This is a genomic window from Nocardioides sp. WJ219, from assembly GCF_058559815.1.
The window spans coordinates 362,110-384,975 of record NZ_JBZUJV010000004.1 but is presented as its reverse complement, the minus strand read 5'-3'; the positions used below and the strand labels follow the sequence as shown (position 1 = coordinate 384,975).

The 22,866-nt window shown below is 73.9% G+C and carries 25 protein-coding genes; 6 read left to right on the top strand and 19 right to left on the bottom strand.

Annotated features, from left to right (window positions below; translation table 11 throughout):
- The first annotated feature begins 41 nt into the window (after nt 1–41).
- Nucleotides 42–1,052 (top strand): hypothetical protein, encoded by a 1,011-nt coding sequence (locus AC4MBH_RS12615; protein WP_491795229.1) that lies wholly within the window; start codon nt 42–44, stop codon nt 1,050–1,052.
- Here the strand turns inward: AC4MBH_RS12615 and AC4MBH_RS12610 are convergent.
- Both AC4MBH_RS12610 and AC4MBH_RS12605 read right to left on the bottom strand, forming a co-directional pair.
- A complete protein-coding gene (locus AC4MBH_RS12610) occupies nt 1,049–1,618 on the bottom strand; it encodes a C40 family peptidase (RefSeq protein ID WP_491795228.1) in 570 nt (189 codons plus the stop codon). The genes AC4MBH_RS12615 and AC4MBH_RS12610 overlap by 4 nt on opposite strands.
- The gene (locus AC4MBH_RS12605) at nt 1,615–2,715 is read right to left on the bottom strand and encodes a dipeptide epimerase (RefSeq protein WP_491795227.1); all 1,101 of its coding nucleotides are present in this window, start codon (nt 2,713–2,715) and stop codon (nt 1,615–1,617) included. Before AC4MBH_RS12605 ends, AC4MBH_RS12610 begins: the two co-directional genes overlap by 4 nt.
- A 119-nt stretch (nt 2,716–2,834) precedes the next feature.
- Here AC4MBH_RS12605 and AC4MBH_RS12600 point away from each other — a divergent pair, with 119 nt between their 5' ends.
- Together AC4MBH_RS12600 and AC4MBH_RS12595 are read left to right on the top strand one after the other, a co-directional pair.
- Nucleotides 2,835–2,999, top strand: a complete 165-nt coding sequence (locus AC4MBH_RS12600) for a hypothetical protein (RefSeq protein WP_491795226.1) — start codon at nt 2,835–2,837, stop codon at nt 2,997–2,999.
- Nucleotides 3,000–3,044: 45 nt separating this feature from the next.
- A complete protein-coding gene (locus AC4MBH_RS12595) occupies nt 3,045–4,292 on the top strand; it encodes a CapA family protein (protein ID WP_491795225.1) in 1,248 nt (415 codons plus the stop codon).
- 340 nt (nt 4,293–4,632) lie between these two features.
- Here the strand turns inward: AC4MBH_RS12595 and AC4MBH_RS12590 are convergent, their stop codons facing one another.
- From AC4MBH_RS12590 to groES, 11 genes are all read right to left on the bottom strand, one after another.
- Nucleotides 4,633–5,739, bottom strand: a complete 1,107-nt coding sequence (locus AC4MBH_RS12590; protein WP_491795224.1) for a GuaB3 family IMP dehydrogenase-related protein — start codon at nt 5,737–5,739, stop codon at nt 4,633–4,635.
- Nucleotides 5,740–5,799: 60 nt separating this feature from the next.
- Nucleotides 5,800–7,302: an IMP dehydrogenase gene (gene guaB / locus AC4MBH_RS12585; RefSeq protein ID WP_491795222.1), complete on the bottom strand. Its 1,503-nt coding sequence runs from the start codon at nt 7,300–7,302 to the stop codon at nt 5,800–5,802.
- 98 nt (nt 7,303–7,400) lie between these two features.
- A complete protein-coding gene (locus AC4MBH_RS12580) occupies nt 7,401–8,294 on the bottom strand; it encodes a GNAT family N-acetyltransferase (RefSeq protein ID WP_491795221.1) in 894 nt (297 codons plus the stop codon).
- Nucleotides 8,295–8,377: 83 nt separating this feature from the next.
- Entirely contained in the window at nt 8,378–8,944 is a 567-nt protein-coding gene (locus AC4MBH_RS12575) for a hypothetical protein (RefSeq protein WP_491795220.1), read from the bottom strand.
- A gap of 1 nt (nt 8,945) precedes the next feature.
- Nucleotides 8,946–9,485, bottom strand: a complete 540-nt coding sequence (locus AC4MBH_RS12570; RefSeq protein WP_491795219.1) for a hypothetical protein — start codon at nt 9,483–9,485, stop codon at nt 8,946–8,948.
- An 85-nt stretch (nt 9,486–9,570) separates the two neighbouring features.
- Nucleotides 9,571–10,830, bottom strand: coding sequence for a multidrug effflux MFS transporter (locus AC4MBH_RS12565; RefSeq protein ID WP_491795218.1), 1,260 nt, complete (start codon nt 10,828–10,830; stop codon nt 9,571–9,573).
- 23 nt (nt 10,831–10,853) lie between these two features.
- Nucleotides 10,854–11,429 (bottom strand): hypothetical protein, encoded by a 576-nt coding sequence (locus AC4MBH_RS12560; protein WP_491795217.1) that lies wholly within the window; start codon nt 11,427–11,429, stop codon nt 10,854–10,856.
- Complete coding sequence (locus AC4MBH_RS12555) at nt 11,426–12,337, bottom strand: hypothetical protein (RefSeq protein WP_491795216.1); 912 nt, start codon at nt 12,335–12,337, stop codon at nt 11,426–11,428. Before AC4MBH_RS12555 ends, AC4MBH_RS12560 begins: the two co-directional genes overlap by 4 nt.
- Nucleotides 12,334–12,693, bottom strand: coding sequence for a hypothetical protein (locus tag AC4MBH_RS12550; protein WP_491795215.1), 360 nt, complete (start codon nt 12,691–12,693; stop codon nt 12,334–12,336). Before AC4MBH_RS12550 ends, AC4MBH_RS12555 begins: the two co-directional genes overlap by 4 nt.
- Nucleotides 12,694–12,842: 149 nt before the next feature.
- On the bottom strand, nt 12,843–14,465 hold the full coding sequence (groL, locus tag AC4MBH_RS12545) for a chaperonin GroEL (protein ID WP_491795214.1): 1,623 nt from the start codon (nt 14,463–14,465) through the stop codon (nt 12,843–12,845).
- A gap of 96 nt (nt 14,466–14,561) precedes the next feature.
- On the bottom strand, nt 14,562–14,855 hold the full coding sequence (gene groES / locus AC4MBH_RS12540; RefSeq protein ID WP_491795213.1) for a co-chaperone GroES: 294 nt from the start codon (nt 14,853–14,855) through the stop codon (nt 14,562–14,564).
- A gap of 180 nt (nt 14,856–15,035) precedes the next feature.
- Between groES and AC4MBH_RS12535 the strand changes: the two genes are divergently transcribed.
- Complete coding sequence (locus AC4MBH_RS12535) at nt 15,036–16,202, top strand: THUMP-like domain-containing protein (protein ID WP_491795212.1); 1,167 nt, start codon at nt 15,036–15,038, stop codon at nt 16,200–16,202.
- A gap of 33 nt (nt 16,203–16,235) precedes the next feature.
- Here AC4MBH_RS12535 and AC4MBH_RS12530 read toward each other — a convergent pair whose 3' ends face one another.
- The 3 genes from AC4MBH_RS12530 to AC4MBH_RS12520 form a co-directional block, all read right to left on the bottom strand.
- Nucleotides 16,236–16,868 (bottom strand): hypothetical protein, encoded by a 633-nt coding sequence (locus AC4MBH_RS12530; RefSeq protein ID WP_491795211.1) that lies wholly within the window; start codon nt 16,866–16,868, stop codon nt 16,236–16,238.
- Nucleotides 16,869–17,052: 184 nt separating this feature from the next.
- Entirely contained in the window at nt 17,053–17,673 is a 621-nt protein-coding gene (locus AC4MBH_RS12525) for an MBL fold metallo-hydrolase (RefSeq protein ID WP_491795210.1), read from the bottom strand.
- A complete protein-coding gene (locus AC4MBH_RS12520; protein ID WP_491795209.1) occupies nt 17,673–18,785 on the bottom strand; it encodes an S-(hydroxymethyl)mycothiol dehydrogenase in 1,113 nt (370 codons plus the stop codon). The genes AC4MBH_RS12525 and AC4MBH_RS12520 overlap by 1 nt, the downstream gene beginning before the upstream one ends.
- Nucleotides 18,786–19,117: 332 nt before the next feature.
- Here AC4MBH_RS12520 and AC4MBH_RS12515 point away from each other — a divergent pair, with 332 nt between their 5' ends.
- Together AC4MBH_RS12515 and AC4MBH_RS12510 are read left to right on the top strand one after the other, a co-directional pair.
- Nucleotides 19,118–19,642, top strand: a complete 525-nt coding sequence (locus AC4MBH_RS12515) for a SigE family RNA polymerase sigma factor (protein ID WP_491795208.1) — start codon at nt 19,118–19,120, stop codon at nt 19,640–19,642.
- Nucleotides 19,639–20,865, top strand: a complete 1,227-nt coding sequence (locus AC4MBH_RS12510) for a hypothetical protein (RefSeq protein WP_491795207.1) — start codon at nt 19,639–19,641, stop codon at nt 20,863–20,865. Before AC4MBH_RS12515 ends, AC4MBH_RS12510 begins: the two co-directional genes overlap by 4 nt.
- Here AC4MBH_RS12510 and rimI read toward each other — a convergent pair.
- Genes rimI through tsaE form a run of 3 tightly spaced genes read right to left on the bottom strand, consistent with a single transcriptional unit; the run spans nt 20,855 to nt 22,864 of the window.
- Nucleotides 20,855–21,307, bottom strand: a complete 453-nt coding sequence (rimI, locus tag AC4MBH_RS12505) for a ribosomal protein S18-alanine N-acetyltransferase (RefSeq protein WP_491795206.1) — start codon at nt 21,305–21,307, stop codon at nt 20,855–20,857. The genes AC4MBH_RS12510 and rimI overlap by 11 nt on opposite strands.
- Nucleotides 21,304–21,945: a tRNA (adenosine(37)-N6)-threonylcarbamoyltransferase complex dimerization subunit type 1 TsaB gene (tsaB, locus tag AC4MBH_RS12500; RefSeq protein WP_491795205.1), complete on the bottom strand. Its 642-nt coding sequence runs from the start codon at nt 21,943–21,945 to the stop codon at nt 21,304–21,306. The genes rimI and tsaB overlap by 4 nt, the downstream gene beginning before the upstream one ends.
- A 19-nt stretch (nt 21,946–21,964) precedes the next feature.
- Nucleotides 21,965–22,864: a tRNA (adenosine(37)-N6)-threonylcarbamoyltransferase complex ATPase subunit type 1 TsaE gene (tsaE, locus tag AC4MBH_RS12495; RefSeq protein ID WP_491795204.1), complete on the bottom strand. Its 900-nt coding sequence runs from the start codon at nt 22,862–22,864 to the stop codon at nt 21,965–21,967.
- Nucleotides 22,865–22,866 lie beyond the last annotated feature (2 nt).

Sequence of the window (22,866 nt, the reverse complement as noted above, 5' to 3'; positions counted from 1 at the left end):
CGTCGGTGGCGGGGCCAGGCGTCCAGCGAGATCGTGCGCGCATGGACGAGCAGGGCCTCGCGGCGACCGCGGCACGACAGGGCGGACTCGTCTCGCGCGCCCAGGTCCGGGCCCATGGCGGGGACGACCTGCTCGTCGAGCGCCAGCTGCGGCGTCGTCGGTGGAGGCGCGTCCACCCCGGCGTCTACATCGACCACACCGGCCCGCTGACGTGGCACCAACGTGCGTGGGCGGCGGTGCTCGTGCACGCACCCTCGGCCCTGGCCGACGTCTCGGCGCTGGTCGCGCACGGCCTCGCCGACGAGGACGACCGTCCCATCCGGACCGTGGTGGCTGGGTCCCGCCGGGTCGACGACCCGCCGGGTGTCATCTCACGACGGATCACGCGCTACGACGCCGAGGTGCTCCACCACCTCTCGCCGCCCCGCGTGCGCGTCGAGCGCGCCGTCCTCGACGTGGCCGCGACGGCGCGCGACGACGAGGCGGTCGCGGTGCTGGCCCGGGCCGTGCAACGCCGACGCACCACGCCGGACCGTCTGCGTCACGCATTGGCGGAACGTCCCCGGATCCCCCGCCGGCGCTTCCTCGCCGAGGTGGTGGGTGACGTCGCCACGGGCGCCCACTCCGCACTGGAGTGGCGCTACCTGCGGGACGTCGAGCGGGCGCACGGCCTGCCGCGAGGTGAGCGGCAGGTACGCGAGTCGGTCGTCGGCGGCCACGTCCACCGCGACGTCGAGTACCCGGACCACGACGTCCTCGTCGAGCTCGACGGACGGCTCGGCCACGACGACCCGACCGACCGAGGAGCCGACCTCGAGCGTGACGTGGCTGCGGCAACCTCAGGGCGGCTCACGCTCCGCGTCGGCTGGAGCCAGGTGCTGCGCCCGTGTCGGCTGGCACACGCCGTCGGCGTCGTCCTCGCTGCCCGGGGGTGGGTGGGGGTGGTGACCGCGTGCGGCGCGTCCTGCCTCGCTCGAGCTCCACACGATGGAGGAACATCGGCGCCCGACGCCGATGATCCTCCTCCCTACCCGTGGCACCACAGCGGCTAGAACCGCCCCGCCGCCACCAACGTCGACCGCCGCTCGTCGGGCAGCGGTTCCTCCACGACGCGCCGCAGCGGCCCCGAGTCGGGTGCGTGCAGCAGCGTGCCGGGGCCGGTCCAGAACCCGACGTGGGTGATCCGGGTGCCGGCGCCGTCGCGGGCGAAGAACCACAGGTCGCCGGGACGCTCGCGACCGAGCTCGACCGGCTCGCACGCTCCTGCCTGGTCGGAGGCGTCGCGCGGCACCGCCACCCCGACCGCGCGGAACGCCACGTGCACCAGGCCGGAGCAGTCGATGCCGGCGGCGGTCAGCCCGCCCCAGACGTACGGCGTCCCGAGGTAGGTGCGGGCGATCTCGACGACGCTGTCCTCGTCGTGGGCGAGGTCGGCGACGGGCGCCCAGCCGGGGTAGCCGAGCGGGTCCTGGGAGGACCACTGGTCGGGCGCGGTGACGCGCAGCCAGTCCCCCTCACGCTCGTGCACCTCGACCCGCTCGCCGGGCAGGAGCTGGGTGACCTGCTCGGCCGCCCCGTCGGGGGCGGCGTGGACGCCGGTGACGCGGATGGCTCTCACCTGCTGGCTCCTTCGATGCCGAGGCCGGGTCGGTCGGACAGCACGAGCCGGTCGCCGTCGTACGCCGGCCCACCGACGTACGGCGAGGCGCTCGCCCACCACGCGGCGTCGAGGTCGGGCAGGCTCGTGGTGCCCACGGCCGCCACCAGCGCGGCCGCCGCGCCGACGCCGACGTGCGACTCCAGCATCGAGCCCACCACCGTGCCGAAGCCGTGCAGGTGGGCGACCCGCAACAGCTCGAGGGCCGGGGTCAGTCCGCCGCACTTGGCGAGCTTGACGTTGACGAGGTCGGCCGCGTCGTGCCGCACGACGTCGACGAGGTCCTCCAGGACGAACACCGACTCGTCGGCCATCACCGGCGTCCCGACGTGGGCGGTCACGTGGGCCAGCCCGAGCAGGTCGTGGGCCGGTACCGGCTGCTCGACGAGCTCGAGGTCGGCGCCGGCGTCCTCGAGAGCACTGATCACCCGGACCGCGGCGAAGGCGTCCCAGGCCTGGTTGGCGTCGAGCCGCAGCGCGACGTGGGGCCCGATCGCGGCGCGCACGGCCAGCACCCCGGCCACGTCGGTGGCGGCGTCGGCAGCGCCGACCTTGACCTTGAGGGTGCTGAACCCGTCGGCGACGCGCGCCACCGCGGCCGAGGCCAGCTCGTGCGGGCCGCCCGCGGCGAGCGTGACGTCGGTGCGGACGTGCCCGGGCGGCAGCGTCGTGACCCCGGCGTACGCCGCCAGGTGCTGGGCCAGCGTCAGCCCGGCGCGGCGGGCAGCCAGGTCGTGCAGGGCGGTGTCGGCGGCCATCTTGGCCGACCGGTTGGCGACGACGGCCTGCTGCACCAGCCCGGCGGCCGTGCGGGGGTCGGCGGAGCGCCCCACCAACGCCTCGGACACCGGCCCGTCCACGCAGGACTGCGACCCGGCGAGGGAGTCGCCGGTGACCCGCCACACCTGGGGGGCCTCGCCCCACCCGGAGACGCCGTCGCTGTCGACGACCTCGACCAGCAGCGTCTCGACCGTCGTCGTGCGGCGCAACGCGGTCACGAACGGGGTGTGCAACGGCAGGCTCAGGCGCCGGGTGCGCACCGCCGCGACCGTGCTCACCGGCGCCGCTCCCACGCCTCGGCGACGGACTCGACGTGGGCAGGCACGACCCCACCCTAGGAGTCGACCTCATGCACTAGTATCTACAGTTAGTTACTTGTGAATGATTCGGAGGACCCATGACCGACCACACCAGCCCCACCGACGAGGTCGCCGCCCGCCGCGAGAGCCACGCGGCCCGCGTCACCGCCTCGGTGACCCACCTGCTCGACGAGCGGCGCGACCTGCACGGCGTCCACCCCATGGCCGACCTGATCTACGACGCGGTGCGCTGGACCGCCTGAGACCTCGCACGGCCTGTGCCGGTCAGGCAACCAGATGGGCGCCTCGTGCGTCTCCTTGGCGTGACCTCACGACGGCTGCTGGCCGGCGCCGCCCTGCTCGTCTGCGCCAGCGTCGCCGCGAGCAGCGTCGCGGCACCGGCACCCGAGCCGGCGCCCGCGCCCGGCGCCACGTTCGCAGCCGACCTGGGGTCGGCTGCTCCCGCCCCGGAGCCGGAGCCGGTGCCGACGCCCGAGCCTCCCCGCGCGCGGCCGTCGGAGCCGCGCGAGGTCAGCATCCTGATGGGCGGCGACCTGCTCTGGCACGACACCGTGTGGCTGAGCGCGGCGGCCGACGCGGCGCGCACCGGGCGCGCGCCGTACGACTTCGACCCGATGTTCGCCGACCTCCGGCCGCTGGTCGAGGAGGCCGACGTCGCGATCTGCCACGAGGAGGTGCCGTTCGCCCGGCCCGGGGAGGCACTGCAGGGCTACCCGGTCTTCGCGGCGCCGCCGGAGGTCGCCCCCTGGATCGCGAGCATGGGCTTCGACGCGTGCACCACCGCGTCCAACCACGCCGTCGACCAGGGCTGGGAGGGCCTGGAGCACACCGCCGACCTGCTCGACCGTCACGACGTCGCGCACGTCGGCACCTTCCGCAGCCCGGCCGAGCGCCGCCGTCCGGTCGTGCTCACCACCGACGCCGGCGTCCGGGTCGGCGTCGTGGCCGGCACGTACGGCCTCAACGGCTTCCCGCTGCCCGAGGGGCGGCCGTGGTCGGTGTCGATGTGGGACGCCGACAACCTGCTGGCGCAGGCGCGGCGCGCCCGGGCAGCCGGTGCCGACGTGGTCGTCGTCCACCTGCACGGCGGCGCGGAGTACGACCACGAGCCGACCGCCGAGCAGGTCGCCCTCGTCGAGCGGCTCACCCGCTCCCCCGACGTCGACCTCGTGCTCGGCGAGCACGCCCACGTCGTCCAGCCGGTCACCCGGGTGCACGGCACCTGGGTCGCCTACGGGATGGGCAACATGGTCGCCCAGCAGGAGACGTTCCGCACCGACACCTACGAGGGCATCACCGTGCGGTTCACCTTCCGCGAGCAGCCCGACGGCCGGTTCGTCGCCCGGGCGGCGGCGTACGTGCCGACGGTGTGGAACGTGTACGGCGCCGGCGGGCCGATCCGCGTCCAGCGGATCTCCCGGGCGCTCCGGCGGGACACCGGACCGCTGAGCCGCGAGCGGCTGCTCGAGGCGCGGGCCTCGATCCGCGCCGCCGTCCACGCCCACGGTGGCACGGCCGACCTCGTCGAGCGCTGACGGTCGGGCGTCCAGCGGTGGTCTCGAGACGGCCGTGGCCGGCCTCCTCGACCAGCGTTCGGTCACCCACGGTGGTCGAGCCGGGCGAGCGCCAGCGAGCCCGAGTCGAGACCCGGCGAGGTGGGCACCTTATAGGGGTCTCGACTCGCGGAGACTTCGTCCCCGCGGCTCGACCGGTCACCCACGCTGGTCGAGCCGGGCGAGCGCCAGCGAGCCCGAGTCGAGACCCGGCGAGGTGACCGCCCTGCGGGGGTCTCGACTCGCAGAGACTCCGTCCCCGCGGCTCGACCACCGTCAGTGGCCCACGGTGGCCGAGTCGAGACCCGGCGAGGCGACCGGGTCAGCCGAGGACGACCTCGACCCGCTGGAACTCCTTGAGGTCGCTGTAACCGGTGGTGGCCATCGAGCGACGCAGCGCGCCGATGAGGTTCATGGTGCCGTCGGCGACCCGGGACGGGCCGAACAGGATCTCCTCCAGCGTGCCGACCTGGTCGAGCCGCACCCGCTGACCACGCGGGAGGGCCTCGTGGGTGGCCTCGGCGCCCCAGTGGAAGCCGTGGCCCGGCGCGTCGGTGGCGCGGGCGAACGGCGAGCCGACCATCACCGCGTCGGCGCCGCAGGCCACGGCCTTGGCGAGGTCGCCGGACTTGCCGATCGAGCCGTCGGCGATGACGTGGACGTAGCGGCCACCCGACTCGTCGAGGTAGTCGCGGCGGGCGGCGGCGACGTCGGCCACGGCGCTGGCCATCGGCACCGCGACCCCGAGGACGGTGCGGGTGGTGTGGGCCGCGCCCCCGCCGAACCCGACCAGGACGCCGGCCGCACCGGTGCGCATCAGGTGCAGGGCCGCCTGGTGCGTCGCGCAGCCGCCGACGATGACCGGCACGTCCAGCTCGTAGATGAACTCCTTGAGGTTGAGCGGTTCGGCCACGCTCGAGACGTGCTCGGCGCTGACCGTCGTCCCGCGGATCACGAACATGTCGACGCCGGCGTCGACGACGACCTTGGCGAACTCCTTCGTGCGCTGCGGCGACAGCGACCCGGCGACGGTGACGCCGGCGTCACGCACCTGGCGCAGGCGCTCGGTGATCAGGTCGGGCCTGACCGGCTCGGTGTAGATCTCCTGCAACCGGGCGGTCGCGTCGACGCCCTCGAGCCCGGCCACCTCGGCGAGCAGCTCGCTCGGGTCGTCGTAGCGGGTCCACAGACCCTCGAGGTTGAGCACCCCGAGGCCGCCGTGGCGGCCCAGCGCGATCGCGGTGGCCGGTGACATCACCGAGTCCATCGGTGCGGCCAGCACCGGGAGGGCGAAGCGGTAGGCATCGATCTGCCAGTCGATGCTGACCTCCTCGGGGTCGCGGGTGCGCCGGGACGGCACGATCGCGATGTCGTCGAAGGAGTAGGCCCGCCTGGCGCGCTTGGCCTGGCCGATCTGGATCTCGGTCATGGCGTGGATTCTGGCAGAACCCGCGGGTCCGGTCAGATCGTCGGCACCCGGGGCAGTGCCTCAGGCGCCGGTGTAGTTGGGCGACTCGACGGTCATCTGGACGTCGTGGGGGTGGCTCTCCTTGAGCGAGGCGGAGGTGATCCGCACGAAGCGGCCCTGCTCCTGCAGCTCGGGGACGGTGCGGGCGCCGACGTAGAACATCGACTGGTTGAGCCCGCCGATGAGCTGGTGGGCGACGGCGGCGAGCGGGCCGCGGTAGGCCACCTGGCCCTCGATGCCCTCCGGGACGATCTTGTCGTCGCTGAGCACCTCGGCCTGGAAGTAGCGGTCCTTGGAGTAGGACTTCTTGCCGCGGCTCGACATGGCGCCCAGGGACCCCATGCCGCGGTAGGCCTTGAACTGCTTGCCGTTGACGAAGACCAGCTCGCCGGGTGACTCCTCGCAGCCGGCCAGGAGCGAGCCGACCATCACCGAGTCGGCGCCGGCGACGAGCGCCTTGGCGATCTCGCCGGAGTGCTTCAGGCCACCGTCGGCGATCACGGGGACGCCGGCCGGCTTGCAGGCCAGGGAGGCCTCGTAGACGGCGGTGATCTGGGGTACGCCGACGCCGGTGACGACCCGGGTCGTGCAGATCGACCCCGGCCCGACACCGACCTTGACGGCGTCGGCCCCGGCGTCGACGAAGGCCTGGGCGCCCTCGCGGGTGCCGACGTTGCCGCCGATCACCTGCACGTGACGCGTCGCCGGGTCGGACTTGAGCCGCTGGACCATCTCGAGCAGCATCCGCACGTTGCCGTGGGCGGTGTCGGCGACCAGGACGTCGGCGCCGGCCTCGACCAGGGTGGTGGCACGGAGCCAGGCGTCGCCGAAGTAGCCGATCGCGGCGCCGACCATCAGCCGGCCCTGCCCGTCGTTGGAGGCGAGCGGGAACTGCTCGCCCTTGACGAAGTCCTTGACCGTGATCAGCCCGCCGAGCCGGCCCTGCTCGTCGACCAGCGGCAGCCGCTCGCGCTTGTGCCTGCGCAGCAGCAACGTCGCGTCGTCGCGGGAGATGCCGACCGGTCCGGTGACCAGCGGCATCGGCGTCATCACCTCGTCGACCTTGGTCGTGGCCCACTCCGCGACGGGGGTGAACCGGAGGTCGCGGTTGGTGCAGATGCCGAGCAGCCGCATGTCGGTGTCGACGACCGGGAGACCGGAGACGCGGTACTCGCCGCAGATCCGGTCGAGGTCCTCCAGCGTCGCGTCGGGACCGATGGTGACCGGGTTGGAGATGATCCCGGTCTGGGTGCGCTTGACCAGGTCGACCTGGTAGGCCTGGTCCTCGATCGAGAGGTTGCGGTGGAGCACGCCGAGCCCGCCCTGGCGGGCCATGGCGATCGCCATCCGCGACTCGGTGACCGTGTCCATCGCCGCGCTGATGATCGGGACCTTGATCTCGATCTCGCGGGTCAACCGCGTCGTGAGGTCGATCTCGTCGGGAGCCAGGTCGGAGTGACCCGGCAGCAGCAGGACGTCGTCGTAGGTGAGACCAAGGGCGGCGAACTTCTCGGGGACCTCCACCACCCCAGTCTAGGGCGTGAGCCCCGACACAGCACCGGCGCCGGAGGACGGCCGCCACCCCTGGGTGCAGGCCGGCCGGCGGTGACCGCCGAGGACCCTCAGGACGCCGCGTCGGAGCGGTGCGGCTTGAGCTCGGTGACCGAGATGCGCACGGTGAGGGTCTCCCCCGCCATCCGGATCCGCCCGCGCATCCCGGCCGCCAGCACCATCGGCAGCACCGCACGGTTGTCGTGGGCGGTGGTGAGCACCACCTCGTCGGCGCCGAGCCCGCGCGCCACCCGGGCGGCGTCGCCGAGCAGCCGGGTGCCGACGCCGCGGCGCTGCCAGGCGGCGTCGACCTCGATCTCGATCGTGTGGACGGTCGGGTCGTCCGACGCCGCGACCAGGGCGTGGCCGATCGCGACGCCGTCGGCGAGGGCGGTCACCCGCCCGCCGTCGACGACGTACGCCGGGCTCGCGCCGCTGCCCATCCGCCGTGCGGCCGAGGGGGCGAAGGCCGGTCGCTCGCGGCCGAGCACGTCACTGACCAGGTCGGCCATCGCGACGCCGCGGGCGCGCTCGACCGGCGTGAACGGGGCGACCCGGCGGACCTGGACCGCGACGTCGCCGACGCTCATCTCCAGCACGTCCTGCTGCTCGTCGCCGGGGTGGACGTCGGCGTCGAAGAGGTGCGCGACCACGTCGGGGAACGACGCCGGCTGCGCCAGCACGGCGCGGGCCGCCTCGACGTAGCGGGTCGGCTGGTCGACCAGCGCCTCCTCGGTGCAGCGCGACGCCACGACCTGGCTGCCGCCGGCGCGCTCCACCAGGGCCGCGAGGTCGTCGGCCCCCCAGCCGTCCGGCGTCCGGACCACGAGCTCGTCGGTGACCTGCTCGTGGTCGGGGAACGCCTGGAACCCCGAGATGTTGACCCCCGCGGCACCGCACTCGCGCGCGAGCGCCGCCAGCGCACCGGGCCGGTCGGGCAACGTCGCGCGCACTCTCCACAGCATGGGACCGAGGCTGCCCCCGTCGGGTTTCGGTCGCAAGTCCGCGGTGTAACGGTGCCCGACGACCTGCTGACCAGCCGCCGGAGCTAGCCGGGCACGGCGTCGATGCCGTCGACCCGCCACTCCCCGCCGCGGAGCACCAGCGACACGAGCAGCCGGTTGGCGCCCAGCACCTGCGGGGCGTCGCGGCGGCGCAGGTCGCGGGCCCGGACCAGCAGCTGGTCGACGTAGACCAGGCAGAGCGCGGTCGTGTCGTCGCGGGTGCGGACCAGTCCCGCGCCGCGCACCACGCCCTCGGCGACCGCCGCGCGCCGGGCGGCGAACGGACGCACCCGGCGGTCGAACGCGCGGGTGAACTCGGCGGCGTAGGAACGGGTCATGGTGGCCGTCGCGGCGTCCAGGTCGGCGCGCAGCCTGCGGTGGTCGTAGCCGAACGCCAGCGGCATGGCGTCGACCGCGGCGGCGAGGGCGTCGCCGCCGGGGCCGACGAGGTCGGCCGCGACGTACGCCGGCCCGTCGGGTCCGACCGCGGCCGGCGGGTCGGCGGCACCCCGCGCGTCGGCGCGGGTGAGCGCCATGACCACGCAGAGCCCCGACCCGGCCAGCACGAGCGCCAGCAGGACGAGGACCACCCGGTCGTGCAGCACGGACACCTCAGGCCACCTCCTCGAGCGCGGAGACGAGCCAGTCGCCCTCGACCAGGTCGAGGGCGACGCGGGTGCGGTAGCTGGTGGTGCGTCGCGCGTCACCGCGCTGCGTGGTCACCTCGACCGAGACCAGCACCCGGGCCCGGTCGGTGACGAGGTACTCGGTCGCGGCGCCGTCGCGGGGCAGCTCGGCAGAGAGCCTCAGCCGTCCGGTGACGATCCGCCGGGCCAGGGCCTTGGCGTCGGCGTCGTACTCATCGACGTAGGCGGGGGTGCCGAGGGCCCGCATGGCCGCCATGTCGGTCTGGACGCGCCGGTGGTCGAGGGTGAAGTAGGTGCGGGCGGCGGCCCGCGCCGCCTGGACCGCGCGCCCCGCGAGGTCGTCGGTCCACCCGACGTTGCCGATGTCGGCCGGTCGCTGGGGCTCGATGCCGGCGGCGTCGCGCCGGTCGTCGTAGAGGACCGCGGCGAACAGCAGGACCACCACGAGCAGGACGGCGAGGAGCGCGACGAGCACCCGTGGTCGCGCCGCAGCGGCGTCGTCCATCGCTCCTCCCAGGGCCGGCTGACGGGTCCACCCTGGCACGAAGCACGGTCGCGCGGGCACGGTTGGTCCAGGTCGGGCGGCCTGCTCAGAGCGAGTCGGTCGGGGTGAGCGTCTCGGGCACCGTCACCGCGGCGCGGTCGCGGTGGCCGAGCGCGAGGTGCACCGCCCACGACCCCAGCCCGCACACCACCAGCGCCAGCGAGGCGATGGCCATGGTCAGCACGCTCCCGGTGACCAGGGGTGCCGCGACGCCGGCCACCGCGGCGTTGAGCACGAGGGTGAAGAAGGTGAACATCGAGACCGCCGAACCCCGCGCGGCCGGGAACATGTCGAGCAGGATCAGCTGCTGCGAGGGGTACGCCGTCCCGGTGCCCACCGCGATCAGCGCGGGCCCGACGACCGCCCAGGGCAGCTCGGCCGCGGTCGCGGGGACCGCGGCCAGCGCCACGTTGACCGCCGCGCCGACGACGGCGAACGCCATCCCCACGGTGATCAGCACGCCGCGGCGCACCCGCCCGGCGGCGCGACCGCTCACCCAGGCACCGGCGGTGAGGCCGACGATCATCGGCACGAAGAAGACCCAGAAGTCGAGCTCGCCGAGCCCGAGCAGGTCGACGATGAAGATCGGGGCGGCCCCGATGTAGAGGAACTGCCCGGCGAAGCCGAGCGCCGCACCCCAGGCCACCAGGTGGAAGCGCCCGTGGCGTCCCACCGCCGTCATGCTGGCGACCAGCGACCGGGCCGAGAACGGGATCCGCCGCTCGACGGGGTGGGTCTCGGGCAGCAGCACCACGACGACGACGGCCAGCAGCAGGCCGAGCACGGCCAGGAACCAGAAGATCAGCGGCCACGGGCCGACCTGGAGCAGGAGACCGCCGACGATCGGTGCCACCGCGGGCGCGATCCCGAAGATCATCATCACCCTGCTCATCAGCCGCTGCGCCTGGTCGCCGTCGTACAGGTCGCGGATGACGGTGCGGCTGACGATCACGCCGCCGCCGGCGCTGAGGCCCTGCAGGACCCGGCACACCAGCAACAGCTCGAACGTCGGCGCGAGCGCGCAGCCGACCGAGGCCACGGCGAACAGGCAGACGCCGGCCACCATCACCGGTCGCCGCCCGACGGCGTCGGAGATGGGCCCGTGGAAGGGACTCATCAGGCCGAACGCCAGCAGGTAGGCACTCACGACGAGCTGCATCTGGTCGCCGTCGACGGCGAGCTCGCGGCTCATGTCCTCGAACGCCGGGAACGGGGTGTCGATGGTGAACGGCCCGATCGACGACAGCAGCGCCAGCACCACCGGGAGCAGCAGGAGCGCACGCTTGTCGGCCACCGCTCCCCTCACCGCGCCATCGTGCCAGTGCGGGCTCAGCCGATCGGCAGCACGCGCTCGCGTCCCTCGAAGACGAGGGCGACCGCCAGCCGGGCACCGCGCGGGACCACGACGGCGTGGGCCAGCCCGCCCGAGCTGATGGGCACCGAGGCCGACTCCCCCTCCCGGAGCGGGATCCGCCGACCGTCGGCCAGCAGCGACAGCGACCAGGGCCCGCGCCGGCCGGTGACCTGGAAGAGCGCGCCCCCCTCGGCCAGCCAGGCGATGGTGCGCACCTCGCGGTCGTCGGGCACCGCAGGCGGCCCGTCGTCGCTGAAGTCGTCGTGCAGGTGCCGGCCCGGGCCGCTCACCGCCACCGTCACCCGCCCCGCCGGCGTCGGCAGCCGCACCACGCCCCCGTCGTCACCCGCCAGCTCCTCGACCGCCGTCCCGGTGACCATGGCGCCCGCCGCGAGGTCGACCTCGACCTCGCCGACAGCGACGTCGGCCAGGCCGCGGCGGTCGCGTGGGCCGTCGTCGGTGCGGCCGGCGCGGTCGGTGCAGGCGGCGGGCGCGACGCCGACCAGCGCGGCCAGGACGGCTGCGACCAGGGCCCGGCGGAACCCGCTCACAGCTCCCACGCCCCGGCCGGGGCGTAGAGCCGCACGTGCTGGGCCTGGAGACGGGGCCAGTCGGTGCCGCCCTCGAGGGCCGGTGACGAGCCGAGCGTCAGCCACTGGGTCCGGTCGGCGGTCTCGGCGCTGGAGTTCATCTCCCGCACGGGGGCGGTGCACGCGTTGAGGTGGTCGATGGCGACGCTGACCAGGCCGATGGCCGGGCCGATCTCCAGCGTCGCGATGTTGCCGGCGTCGAAGGCGGAGGCGAGCTCCTCGACGAGCCGGGCGTGCAGGGCCACCAGCGCCTCCATGATCGCGCTCCACGTCAGCTTGATGGCCTCGGCCGCCTCGCTGAGGAGCACCGCCGCGGCCCGGAGCCGGATCGAGAAGTCCGTCATCGCCATCAGCTGCTCCTCGGCCACGAGGGCGAAGGCGCGCTGGCCCCGGCCGTCCCAGTGGAGGTCGAGCTGGCCGCCCTCGCGGCGGCCGAGGTGGGTCGCCCCGTCGAGCGTCTGCTTCGCCGCCAGGTAGGCCTCGGCGAGGTCGACCAACCCGGCGGGGTCGCCGAGCAGCGTGCTGGTGACGCGCTCGAGCTCGGTGGCCAGCTCGGAGAGCTTGCCCGTGAGCGCGGCGACCGCGTCGGCGAGCTTGTCGCGGAGCCCGTCCTTGACCTGGTCGGACTGGAACGCGATCAACCCGCCGAGGGGCAGGCTGACCACGCCGCCGAGCACCGCCAACCGGGAGTCGTCGAGGTCCTCGATCTCGCGGGACGCCGCGGCGGCCGCGTTCTCCAGCGCGGTGGCCAGCGCGGCCGTGGCCTCGTGGACCTGGTCGAGCCACTCGTCCGGCGTCGTGAACAGCAGCAGCCCCGCCTGGCCGCCCAGCGCGCCGGCCAGCTCGGGCGGGAGGTCGACGTCGCTCACAGCCGGCTCCGCAGCCGGTCGGTGGCCTCGGCAGCACCCTCGTCGGTGCGCACCCAGTCGTCGGCGGTGCGCCGCAACCGGTCACCCATCTCGGCCGCGGTGGCCGAGCCGACCATCAGCTGGTCGACGGCGTGCTGCACGAACGCGTCGTGGCAGCTCCAGACCGCACTCATCGCCAGTCCGCACAGCGACCCCTTGCCGAGCCCGACGCCGGCCTGGCTCGCGGCGGCGTAGAGGTCGTCGGAGACGGTCCACTGCCAGGTGTGGGCGGTCTCGTAGAGCTGGGTCGTGTCGGCCCACATGGTGCGGGTGGGCTCGGGGGTGGTGGCGCCGTAGGTCTCCGGCTTGGCGTTCACGGGGTCCTCCTCGTGGTCGGGTCACCACGGGATGCCTCCGCCCGTCGAGGACAAACGACCCCCGCCCGCGCCTGTGGACGACCCCCCGGACGCACGACAGCGGCCCGGTGCCGAAGCACCGGGCCGCCGTGGAGAGGTGAGCGGTCGGCTCAGTGGCCGTGACCGTGGCCGTGACCGCCGGCGGCGGCCTCGTCCTCCTCCTCGGGCTTCTCCACGATCAGCGTCTCGGTCGTCAGCAGCATGGCCGCGATCGAGGTGGCGTTGACCAGCGCGGATCGGGTGACCTTGACCGGGTCGAGGACGCCCTGGGCGACCAGGTCGCCGTACTCGCCGGTGGCGGCGTTGTAGCCGTTGCCGACGCCGAGCTCGCGGACCTTGGTGGTCACGACGTAGCCGTTGACGCCGCCGTTCTCGGCGATCCAGCGCAGCGGCTCGTCGGCGGCCTTGCGGACCACGCGGACGCCGACGGCCTCGTCGCCGGTGAGGCCGAGGTCGTCGTCGAGCACGGAGACGGCGTGGATCAGCGCGGAGCCACCGCCGGGGACGATGCCCTCCTCGATGGCCGCACGCGTCGCGGACACGGCGTCCTCGATGCGGTGCTTCTTCTCCTTCAGCTCCACCTCGGTGGCGGCGCCGACCTTGATCACGCAGACACCGCCGGCGAGCTTGGCGAGGCGCTCCTGGAGCTTCTCGCGGTCCCAGTCGGAGTCGGTGGAGTCGATCTCGGCCTTGATCTGGCTGACCCGGGCCTCGACCTCGGCGCTGTCGCCGGCGCCGTCGACGATGGTGGTCTCGTCCTTGGTGACCACCACGCGACGGGCGGTGCCGAGCACGTCGAGACCGACCTGGTCGAGCTTGAGGCCGACCTCGGGGGCGATGACCTGCGCGCCGGTGAGGGTCGCGATGTCCTGCATCATCGCCTTGCGGCGGTCGCCGAAGGCCGGGGCCTTGACGGCGACGGCGTTGAAGGTGCCGCGGATCTTGTTGACGACCAGGGTCGACAGCGCCTCGCCGTCGACGTCCTCGGCGAGGATGAACAGCGGCTTGCCGGCCTGGATGACCTTCTCCAGCAGCGGCAGGATGTCGGCCACGGCCGAGATCTTGCCCTGGTGCAGCAGGATGTAGGGGTCGTCGAGGACGGCCTCCATGCGCTCCGGGTCGCTGACGAAGTACTGGCTGATGTAGCCCTTGTCGAACTGCATGCCCTCGGTGAACTCGAGCTCGGTGCCCATGGTGTTGGACTCCTCGACCGTGATCACGCCGTCCTTGCCGACCTTGTCGAAGGCGTCGGCGAGCAGGTCGCCGATGTGGCTGTCGCGGCTGGAGATGGTGGCGACCGAGGCCATGTCCTCGCGGGTCTCGACCTCGCGGGCGGCCTCGAGCAGGGCGTCGCTGACGGCCTGGGCGGCGGCGTCCATGCCGCGCTTGAGGCCCATCGGGTTGACGCCGGCCGCGACGGCGCGGATGCCCTCGTGGACCATCGCCTGGGCGAGCACGGTGGCGGTGGTGGTGCCGTCACCGGCGACGTCGTTGGTCTTGGTGGCCACCTCCTTGGTCAGCTGGGCACCGAGGTTCTCGAAGGGGTCGTCGAGCTCGATCTCGCGAGCGACGGTCACGCCGTCGTTGGTGATGGTCGGCGCGCCCCACTTCTTGTCGAGGACGACGTAGCGGCCCTTGGGACCGAGCGTGACCTTGACGGCGTTGGCGAGGGCGTCGACACCGCGCTCGAGTGCGCGGCGGGCGTTCTCGTCGAACTCCAGGATCTTGGGCATCTGGTATCTAGCTCCTAGGACAGGTGGGTGGAACGAGTTCGGGTCGCCCGCCCCCGGGTGAGCCGGGGCTCACGCGGGGGCGGACGACCCGGCAGATCAGGAGACGACGGCGAGGACGTCGCGGGCGGAGAGGATGAGGTACTCCTCGCCGGCGTACTTGACCTCGGTGCCGCCGTACTTGCTGTAGATGACCTTGTCGCCGACCTTGACGTCGAGCGGGACGCGGTTGCCGTTGTCGTCGACGCGGCCCGGGCCCAGCGCGAGGACCTCGCCCTCCTGGGGCTTCTCCTTCGCGGTGTCCGGGATGACCAGACCGGAGGCGGTGGTCTGCTCGGCCTCCAGGGCCTTGACGACGATGCGGTCCTCGAGAGGCTTGATGTTGACCGACACTTCGGATCAACCTCCACTTTCGTTGGTGGCTCGTGCTGACGTTTGGGGATCGCGGGTACGCCGTCGCGGGGGTCGTACGTCGCGAGGTGCTGGCACCCTCACCTCGAGAGTGCCAGCCTCGAAACTAGCACTCCCGGTCGGCGAGTGCCAGGAGGGGTCCGGGGCTGCGAGGATCCCGGGATGGACCTCGACGCGTTCCGCTGGCTGCTGACCGACGCGGGCCAGGGTCTGCTCGCCCGGGCCGCCGCGGTCGAGGGCGACGCGCTGCACGTCCAGGACGTGCTGCGCCGCACCGCCTCCCCCGAGCACGTCGCCGCGGCCCTGACCCAGGTGGAGCTGCGACAGCGGGCGGCCGCCAAGCTCGGACCCAGCGCGGCCCGGATGTACTTCACCCCCGACGGGCTCGAGCAGGCCACCCGGCTCGCGGTCGCCCGCCACCGCGTCGGGCGGCTGACGGCGTTCGACACCCGGACCCACGTCGACCTGGGCTGCGGGATCGGCGGCGACCTGGTCGCCGTGGCCGAGGCCGGCATCACCTGCGTCGGGTTCGACCTCGACCCGGTGCGGGTCGCGATCGCCGAGGCCAACCTGGCCGCCCTCGGGCTCGCGGGTGCGGTCAGCGTCGCCGACGCGACCCGGGTCGACACCACGCCGTTCGACGTCGCCTACGCCGACCCGGCGCGGCGCACGGGCGCGGGCCGCACGTTCCACGTCGACGACTGGACGCCGCCCTGGGCGTTCGTCGAGACGCTGCTGGCGCGCGACGCCTGCGTCAAGGTCGCCCCGGGCATCCCGCACTCGCTCGTGCCCGACGGTGTCGAGGCCGAGTGGGTCAGTGACCACGGCGACGTCAAGGAGGCCGCGCTGTGGTCGGGCCGGCTGGCCACCACGGCCCGGCGCGCGACGGTCATCGGCGACGGCGGGCTGGCGACGCTGACCGACGAGGACGACCCCGGCGCCGCGGCCGTCGGCGTCCGCGAGGTGGGTGCCTACCTCTACGAGCCGGACGGCGCCGTGATCCGGGCCGGGCTGGTCACCGCCGTCGCCGCGGGCGTCGACGGCGGCCTCGTCGACGAGCACATCGCCTACGTCACCTCCGACGCGTCGTTCTCCACGCCGTTCGCCCGCGGCTACCAGGTCGTCGAGGAGCTGCCCTACCGCGAGAAGCAGCTCAAGGCCGCGCTGCGCGAGCGGGGCGTCGGCCGGCTGACGATCAAGAAGCGCGGCGTCGACGTCGTCCCCGAGCAGCTGCGCAAGCGCCTCGCGCTCGCCGGCGACGCCGAGGCCACGATCGTGCTGACCCGCGTCGACGGCCGCGGCACCTGCCTGCTGGTCGAGCCCTTCTGAGACGTCACGCCCCGTGCCCCACGTCCGGACGGGTCAGTCGCTCGGCACCTGCTCGAGCAGGTCGTCCACCACGGTCTGCACCTGCTCGAGCGCATCCTCGCGGGTGGTCGCCGCGGTGGGGACCTGGTAGGTCAGCGAGGCGTCGATCAGCGCGTCGCCCCGGCGGACCCGGGCCCGGAGCAGCACCTGCACGAGCTCGCGGTCGCCCGCGGGGCCGGCGCCGGTCACCGTCCGGGCCGAGGCACCCGCGACCGCATCGTCCCAGCGGCCGGCGGGCGGACGCGTGGTCAGCGCGATCGGGTCGGGGGCTCCCACGATGTCGACGAGCTCGACCGGTGTCTGTCGCGCTGAGTCCCACCGGCGGTCGAGGTCGTCCAGCTCGTCGAACCGCTCGACGGCGAGCGCGAGCTCGGCCTGCCTCAGCTGCCCGGCGGGGTCGCGCCACCCGAACGAGCACGACAGCAGACGACCGCCGCCGGTGGTCCGGACCACCTCGGCCGGCGTCGACGACGACTCGAGCCGGGCGTCCAGGTCGGGGCCGGTCCCGCCCAGACCCATCCGGTCGCACTCCCCCGGCTCGAAGGGCGCCGCACCGACGCCGGGCGCGCTGGCGGTCGGCGACGGCTCCGGCTCGGCGGAGCAGCCGCTCCCGGCAGCGAGGATCACGCCGACGACGACGAGAACCCGGCCGTGGTCGCGACGTGTCCTCGTGCGGAGCGTCCGATGCTCTCGTGGTGCCAGCCACCGTCGGTCGTTCTTCCCCATGGGGACCGGTCCTCTCGGTCGATCGGCGAGGTGGACCTACCCGCAGCGACCACCGACAAACGGGAGGCGGACCGTGGACGGACGTCTACGCCCCGCCGTCGAGCCCCTCCCGCTCGGCCGCGATGGTCGTGTCGTCGCCGTGGCCGGTGTGCACGACCGTGTCGTCGGGCAGCGCGAAGAGCTTGGCCCGGATCGAGGCCTCGATCGTGGGTCGGTCGCTGAAGCTGCGTCCGGTGGCGCCCGGGCCGCCGTTGAAGAGCGTGTCGCCGGTGAACACGGCGCCGAGGTCGTGCACGTAGAGGCAGACCGCGCCGGGCGCGTGGCCCGGCGTGTGGAGCACCTTGACCGAGGCCCCGGCGATCTTGAGGCTCTGCTCGTCGGAGAGGTCGACGTCCCAGAGGTGGTCGGGGTGGGTGAGCTCCCAGACCGGCTTGTCGTCGGGGTGCAGCAGGATCGGTGCGGTCACCTTCTCGCGCAGCGCGGGCGCGACCCGACTGTGGTCGTCGTGGGCGTGCGTGAGGACGATCGCCTTCACCTGTCGGCCCGCGACGACGTCGAGGATGGCGTCGACGTCGTGGGGTGCGTCGATGACGAGGCACTCGTCGTCGTCACCGATGACCCAGATGTTGTTGTCGACGTCGTGCGTCTCGCCGTCGAGGCTGAACGTGCCCGAGACCACCGCGTGGTCGATCCGCAGCGTGCCCATCAGAGGATCACGACCGAGCGCAGGACGCCGCCGTCGTGCATCTTGTCGAAGGCGGCCTCGATGTCGTTGATCCCGATCTCCTCGGTGACGAACGCGTCGAGGTCGAGGCGGCCCTGCAGGTAGAGGTCGACGAGCACCGGGAAGTCGCGCGACGGCAGGCAGTCGCCGTACCAGCTCGACTTGAGGGCACCGCCGCGGCCGAACACGTCGATCAGCGGTATGTCGGGGAGCGTCATCTCGGGCGTGGGCACGCCCACCAGGACGACGGTGCCCGCCAGGTCGCGGGCGTAGAACGCCTGCTTCCACGTCTCGGGGCGGCCGACGGCCTCCACGACGACGTCGGCACCCTCGGCCCCGGCGTAGGTCTCGGCGCAGATGCGCTTGATCTCCTCGACGGGGTCGACCTGGGAGGAGTCGATCGTGTGGGTGGCACCGAGCCTGGTGGCGGCCTCGAGCTTCTTGGGGTCGATGTCGACGGCGATGATCGGGCTCGCCCCGGCCAGCGCGGCACCCGCGACCGCGGCCACGCCGACACCGCCGCAGCCGATCACCGCGATGCTGCGGCCCCGGGTGATCGCCCCGGTGTTGATCGCCGCGCCGATGCCGGCCATCACGCCGCAGCCGAGCAGCCCGGCCGCCGCCGGCCGGGCCGCCGGGTCGACCTTGGTGCACTGGCCCGCCGCGACCAGCGTCTTCTCGGCGAAGGCGCCGATGCCGAGCGCGGGGCTCAGCTCGGTGCCGGCGTCCGGCCCGTCGGCGAGCGTCATCTTCTGGGTGGCGTTGTGGGTGTTGAAGCAGTACTGCAGCTCACCGCGCTGGCACGCCCGGCACTCGCCGCACACCGCACGCCAGTTGAGGACCACGAAGTCCCCCGGCGCCACGCCGGTCACGTCGGGCCCGACGGCCTCCACCACCCCCGCGGCCTCGTGGCCCAGCAGGAAGGGGAACTCGTCGTTGATCCCGCCCTCGCGGTAGTGCAGGTCGGTGTGGCACACCCCGCACGCCTGCACCTGCACCACGGCCTCGCCCGGTCCGGGGTCGGGGACGTTGATGGTGACGAGCTCGACGGGGGCGCCCTTCGCCTTGGCGACGACGGCCTGGACCTGCTGCATGCGAACTCCTGGGGACGGCTGGGGGTGGCAGGTCCCATGCAACAGCACGGGTCAACCGGGCTGCGACGGTGGTCGAGCCGCGGGGACGAAGTCTCGGCGAGTCGACACGCCCGCACGGTCGGCACCCACCGCCCCCGAACACCTCACCGGGTCTCGACTCGGACTCGCTGGCGCTCGCCCGGCTCGACCACCGTGAGTCCCCCACCGGGTCTCGACTCGACCACCGCGGCGTCCTTGCAACCTTCTCAGCCGCAGGTGCGTCTTGGTGGCGTGACCGCAGGAGGCCCGAAATGATGCTGCTGGGTAGTCGGGACAGACCCGAGACTGACGCCATGACGAACGACGCCCGCCGGGACGCCGAGTTCACCGAGTACCTGCAGGCGCGACAGCCGAGCCTGCTGCGCACGGCGTACCTGCTGACCGGCGACCGGCACACCGCGGAGGACGTGCTGCAGACGTCGCTGGCCAAGCTCTACCTCGCGTGGGACAAGGTCCACGACCGCAACTCGGTCGACGCCTACGTGCGGCGGATCATGGTCAACGAGAACAACTCGCTGTGGCGGCGGCCGTGGAAGAAGCGCGAGCACGCCAGCGACGTGGTGCCGGAGACGGCGTACGTCGACCGCTACGACGACGGCGGGAACAGCGCCCTGTGGGAGGTCGTGCAGTCGCTGCCGCCGAAGGCCCGGGCGGTCGTCGTCCTGCGCTACTACGAGCAGTTGAGCGAGGCCGAGACGGCCGACGTCCTCGGGATCTCGGTCGGGACGGTGAAGTCGCAGTGCAGCCGCGCGGTCGCCGCCCTGCGCGAGCGCGTGCCGGCCCACCTGCACCCCGGACGACCGGAGGAGACCCGATGAACGACGACGTGTTCGACGAGAGCAACCGCAGCAGCGACCCCTGGGAGAGCGAGATGAGCAGCGAGTTCGACCGCCGCGTCCGCGACCTGCACGAGGCGCCGCTGACCATCGACCAGGTGAGGGGCAGGGCTGTGCGGATCAAGCGCAAGCGTCGGGCGGTCGTGGCGGGCGGCGTGCTCGCCGCCGCCGCTGTCATCGTCCCGGTGGCGGTCGCCGCCGCCAACGGGCTCGGCGACGGCCGAGCCGCGGAGCGCGACTTCGTGGGTCCGTCGACGACCGGCAGCGCGACCGCTACCGACTCGGCCACGCCGGCGCCGCCGACCGACCCGGGCGCGCTCGGCGTCGGCTACCTGGAGAGGCGCACGTACCACCGGGCCGACGGCACCGCGGTGCCGCTGCCGCGGGACTACCAGGTCGCCACCGCCGTCGCCGACCGCGTGCTGGCAGGCAGGAACGACGAGCAGGCGCTGGAGTACGTCGTGGACGTCATCGACCCCGACGGGGCGGTCACCGACTCGTTCAAGGTCCGGGCGCTGCCCATCTCCGACGGCGACCAGGACGTGGCGGTCTACGTCGACCCCGACGGCGACGTGGTCGCGATGTGGGACGGCGGTGAGTCGGTGCTGGCCTCGGGGCTGAGCCCGAACGCCTCCGTCGTCGCCGTCACCGGCGGTCCGACCTGCGAGCCGGGCAGCGACTGCCGGGTCTGGCTCGACGACCAGTCGGTCGACGACGGGCTGCGGGTGGTGGACGCCGACGGCTCGACGACCGTCCTGCCCGACGGGTTGCTCGGCGTGAACGACGTCAACGACGCGGGGGTCGCGGCCGTCCTCACCTCGATCCCCGCCGACCAGGAGTCGTGCGGCGGTCTCTACGACCTGGAGGCCCAGCGCCTGCTCGTCGAGAGCTGCGACTACTCCTTCCTCGACGTCTCCCCCGACGGGCGGCTGGCCGGGACGTCGCACCCCTACCTCGACGGGTTCGGCAACGCGTGGGCGGCCATCGTCGACGACCGGGGCCGCGAGCTGGCGCGCTACGAGCCCGACGGTGGCGCGGTCGTCGGCCAGACCTGGCAGGACGACGAGCACCTGCTCGTCATCGTGCACCTCTACGAGGAGCAGACGTGGCAGATCGTCCGTCTCGGCGCCGACGGCAGCCAGGAGGTGGTCGCCGGCCCGGTGCCCGGCTCGGACGCCGACGACGTCTACGGGTTCAGCCCGTGACGTCGAGCCGCATCACGACCGCCGTCGCGCCGTCGCGGTAGTAGCGGCGGCGTCGGTCGATCTCGGCGAACCCGCGGTCGGCGTAGAACGCCAGGGCGCCGTCGTTGTCCTCCCGCACCTCGAGGAGGAGGCGGTCGGCGCCGCCGGCTCGGGCGGCGGCCGTCACGGCGTCGAGCAGCGCGCCGGCCACACCGGTACGCCGGTGAGGCGGCGTGACCGCGATGCGCTGCAGCTCGGCGATGTCGGCGACCACGCTGGCGACGGCATAGCCGACGACGGCACCACCCGACTCGGCGGCGAACCAGGAGATGGTCGGCAGCCCACCGCTGACCCCGGAGGCGACGAGCCCCGGCGGCCAGGCGTCGGGGCCCAGGTTGTCGGCCTCGAGGTCGGCCAGCACGTCGGCGTCGGCGGGGGTGGCGGGCCGGATCGCGAGGGTCACGAGACCGGTTTGGGGGTGCCGGGCACCTCGGCGTCGGGACGCCGCAGGTAGAGCGGCTCGGGGTCGAGCAGCTCGACCCGCTCCTCCACGACCGCGCGGCCCAGCCAGCCGGCGCTCGGGCGCACCGGCCCCACACTCCGAGGGAACGCCTCGGGGTAGAGCACCGCGCCCTCCCCCACCACCGGCGCGCCGGTGGCCACCGACGCCGGCCGGTCGACGGCCGGGCCCTCGACCCGGCTGCCGTCGGCGTCGTACGACGCCAGGTAGACCTCCTTGCGCCGCGCGTCGGTCGCGACCACGAAGGCCCCGTCGACCGCGCCCGTGTCGACGGCCTCCACGGCGAGCGCGTCGAGGCTGCAGACGCCGTAGACCGGCACGTCGAGCACGAACCCGAGGGTCCGGGCGGTGACGAGCCCGACCCGCAGGCCGGTGTAGGGACCGGGGCCCACCCCGACGGCGAGGGCGGTCACGTCGAAGCGGGTCGCCCCGGCGTCGGCGAGCACCTGCTCGACCAGGGGGGCGAGCTGCTCGCCGTGGCGCATCGTCTCGGCGGAGACCAGCTCGGCGAGCACGCCGCCCTCGTCGTCGAGCAGCGCCGCGGTGACCTGGGGGGACGCGGTGTCGAAGGCGAGCAGCACGGGCCGACGATAGTCGGGCTCAGGTGGTGGCCCACCGCGGGCCGAGCCGGACGACCTCGACGGTCCGGGCGTCGGAGTCGGGGCCGGCGTCGACGGCGCGGGTGATCCGGACCTGGACGCGGGAGTCGGCGAGGTCCTCGGCGAGGCCCTCGCCCCACTCGACCACCGTGACGGCCGCGTCGAGGGTGGTGTCGAGGTCGAGGTCGTCGAGCTCGGCCGCCCCGCCCAGGCGGTAGGCGTCGACGTGCACGAGCCCCGGGCCGTCGCCGGCCGCGACGTGCTCACGGGCGATGACGAACGTCGGCGACGTCACCGCACCCTCGACGTGCAGCCCGCTGCCGAGGCCCTGGGTGAACGTCGTCTTGCCGGCGCCGAGGTCGCCCGTGAGCACCACGAGGTCCCCGGCGCGCAGGTCGGCGGCCAGGCGGGCGCCGAGCGCTCGCATGTCGTCGGCGGTGGGCACGTGGTGGACCACCGGCACCGGCCGCACCAGCTCGACGTACGGCGAGCGCCGGTCGGTCTGCACGAAGCCGCGGTGCACCCAGAACCCGATGGTGCGCGGCAGCTCCTCGCGCGCCACGACCCGCAGCCAGGGCTTGCCCACCGCGGCCGCGGCCTCCGACGCCGCCTGGATGAGCGCCCCCGCGACGCCGTGGCCCCGGGCGGCGGTGACGACCCCGAAGCGGCGCAGGTAGAGGGCGTCGCCGACGGAGTCGAGGATCAGCGCGCCGACCGGCTCGCCGTCGACGCGGGCGACCAGGCCGCCGCCGAGCGCCAGCCGGGTCGCGATCGAGGCCTCGGTCTCTCCCAGGGCGTCGGCGGGCGGGTCGAGCGGCGGGCGGCTGCCGAACGCCTCACGCACGATCCCCAGCACCGCGGCCGCCGACTCCGGGCCGACGCGGCGCACGGAGACCGTCACCG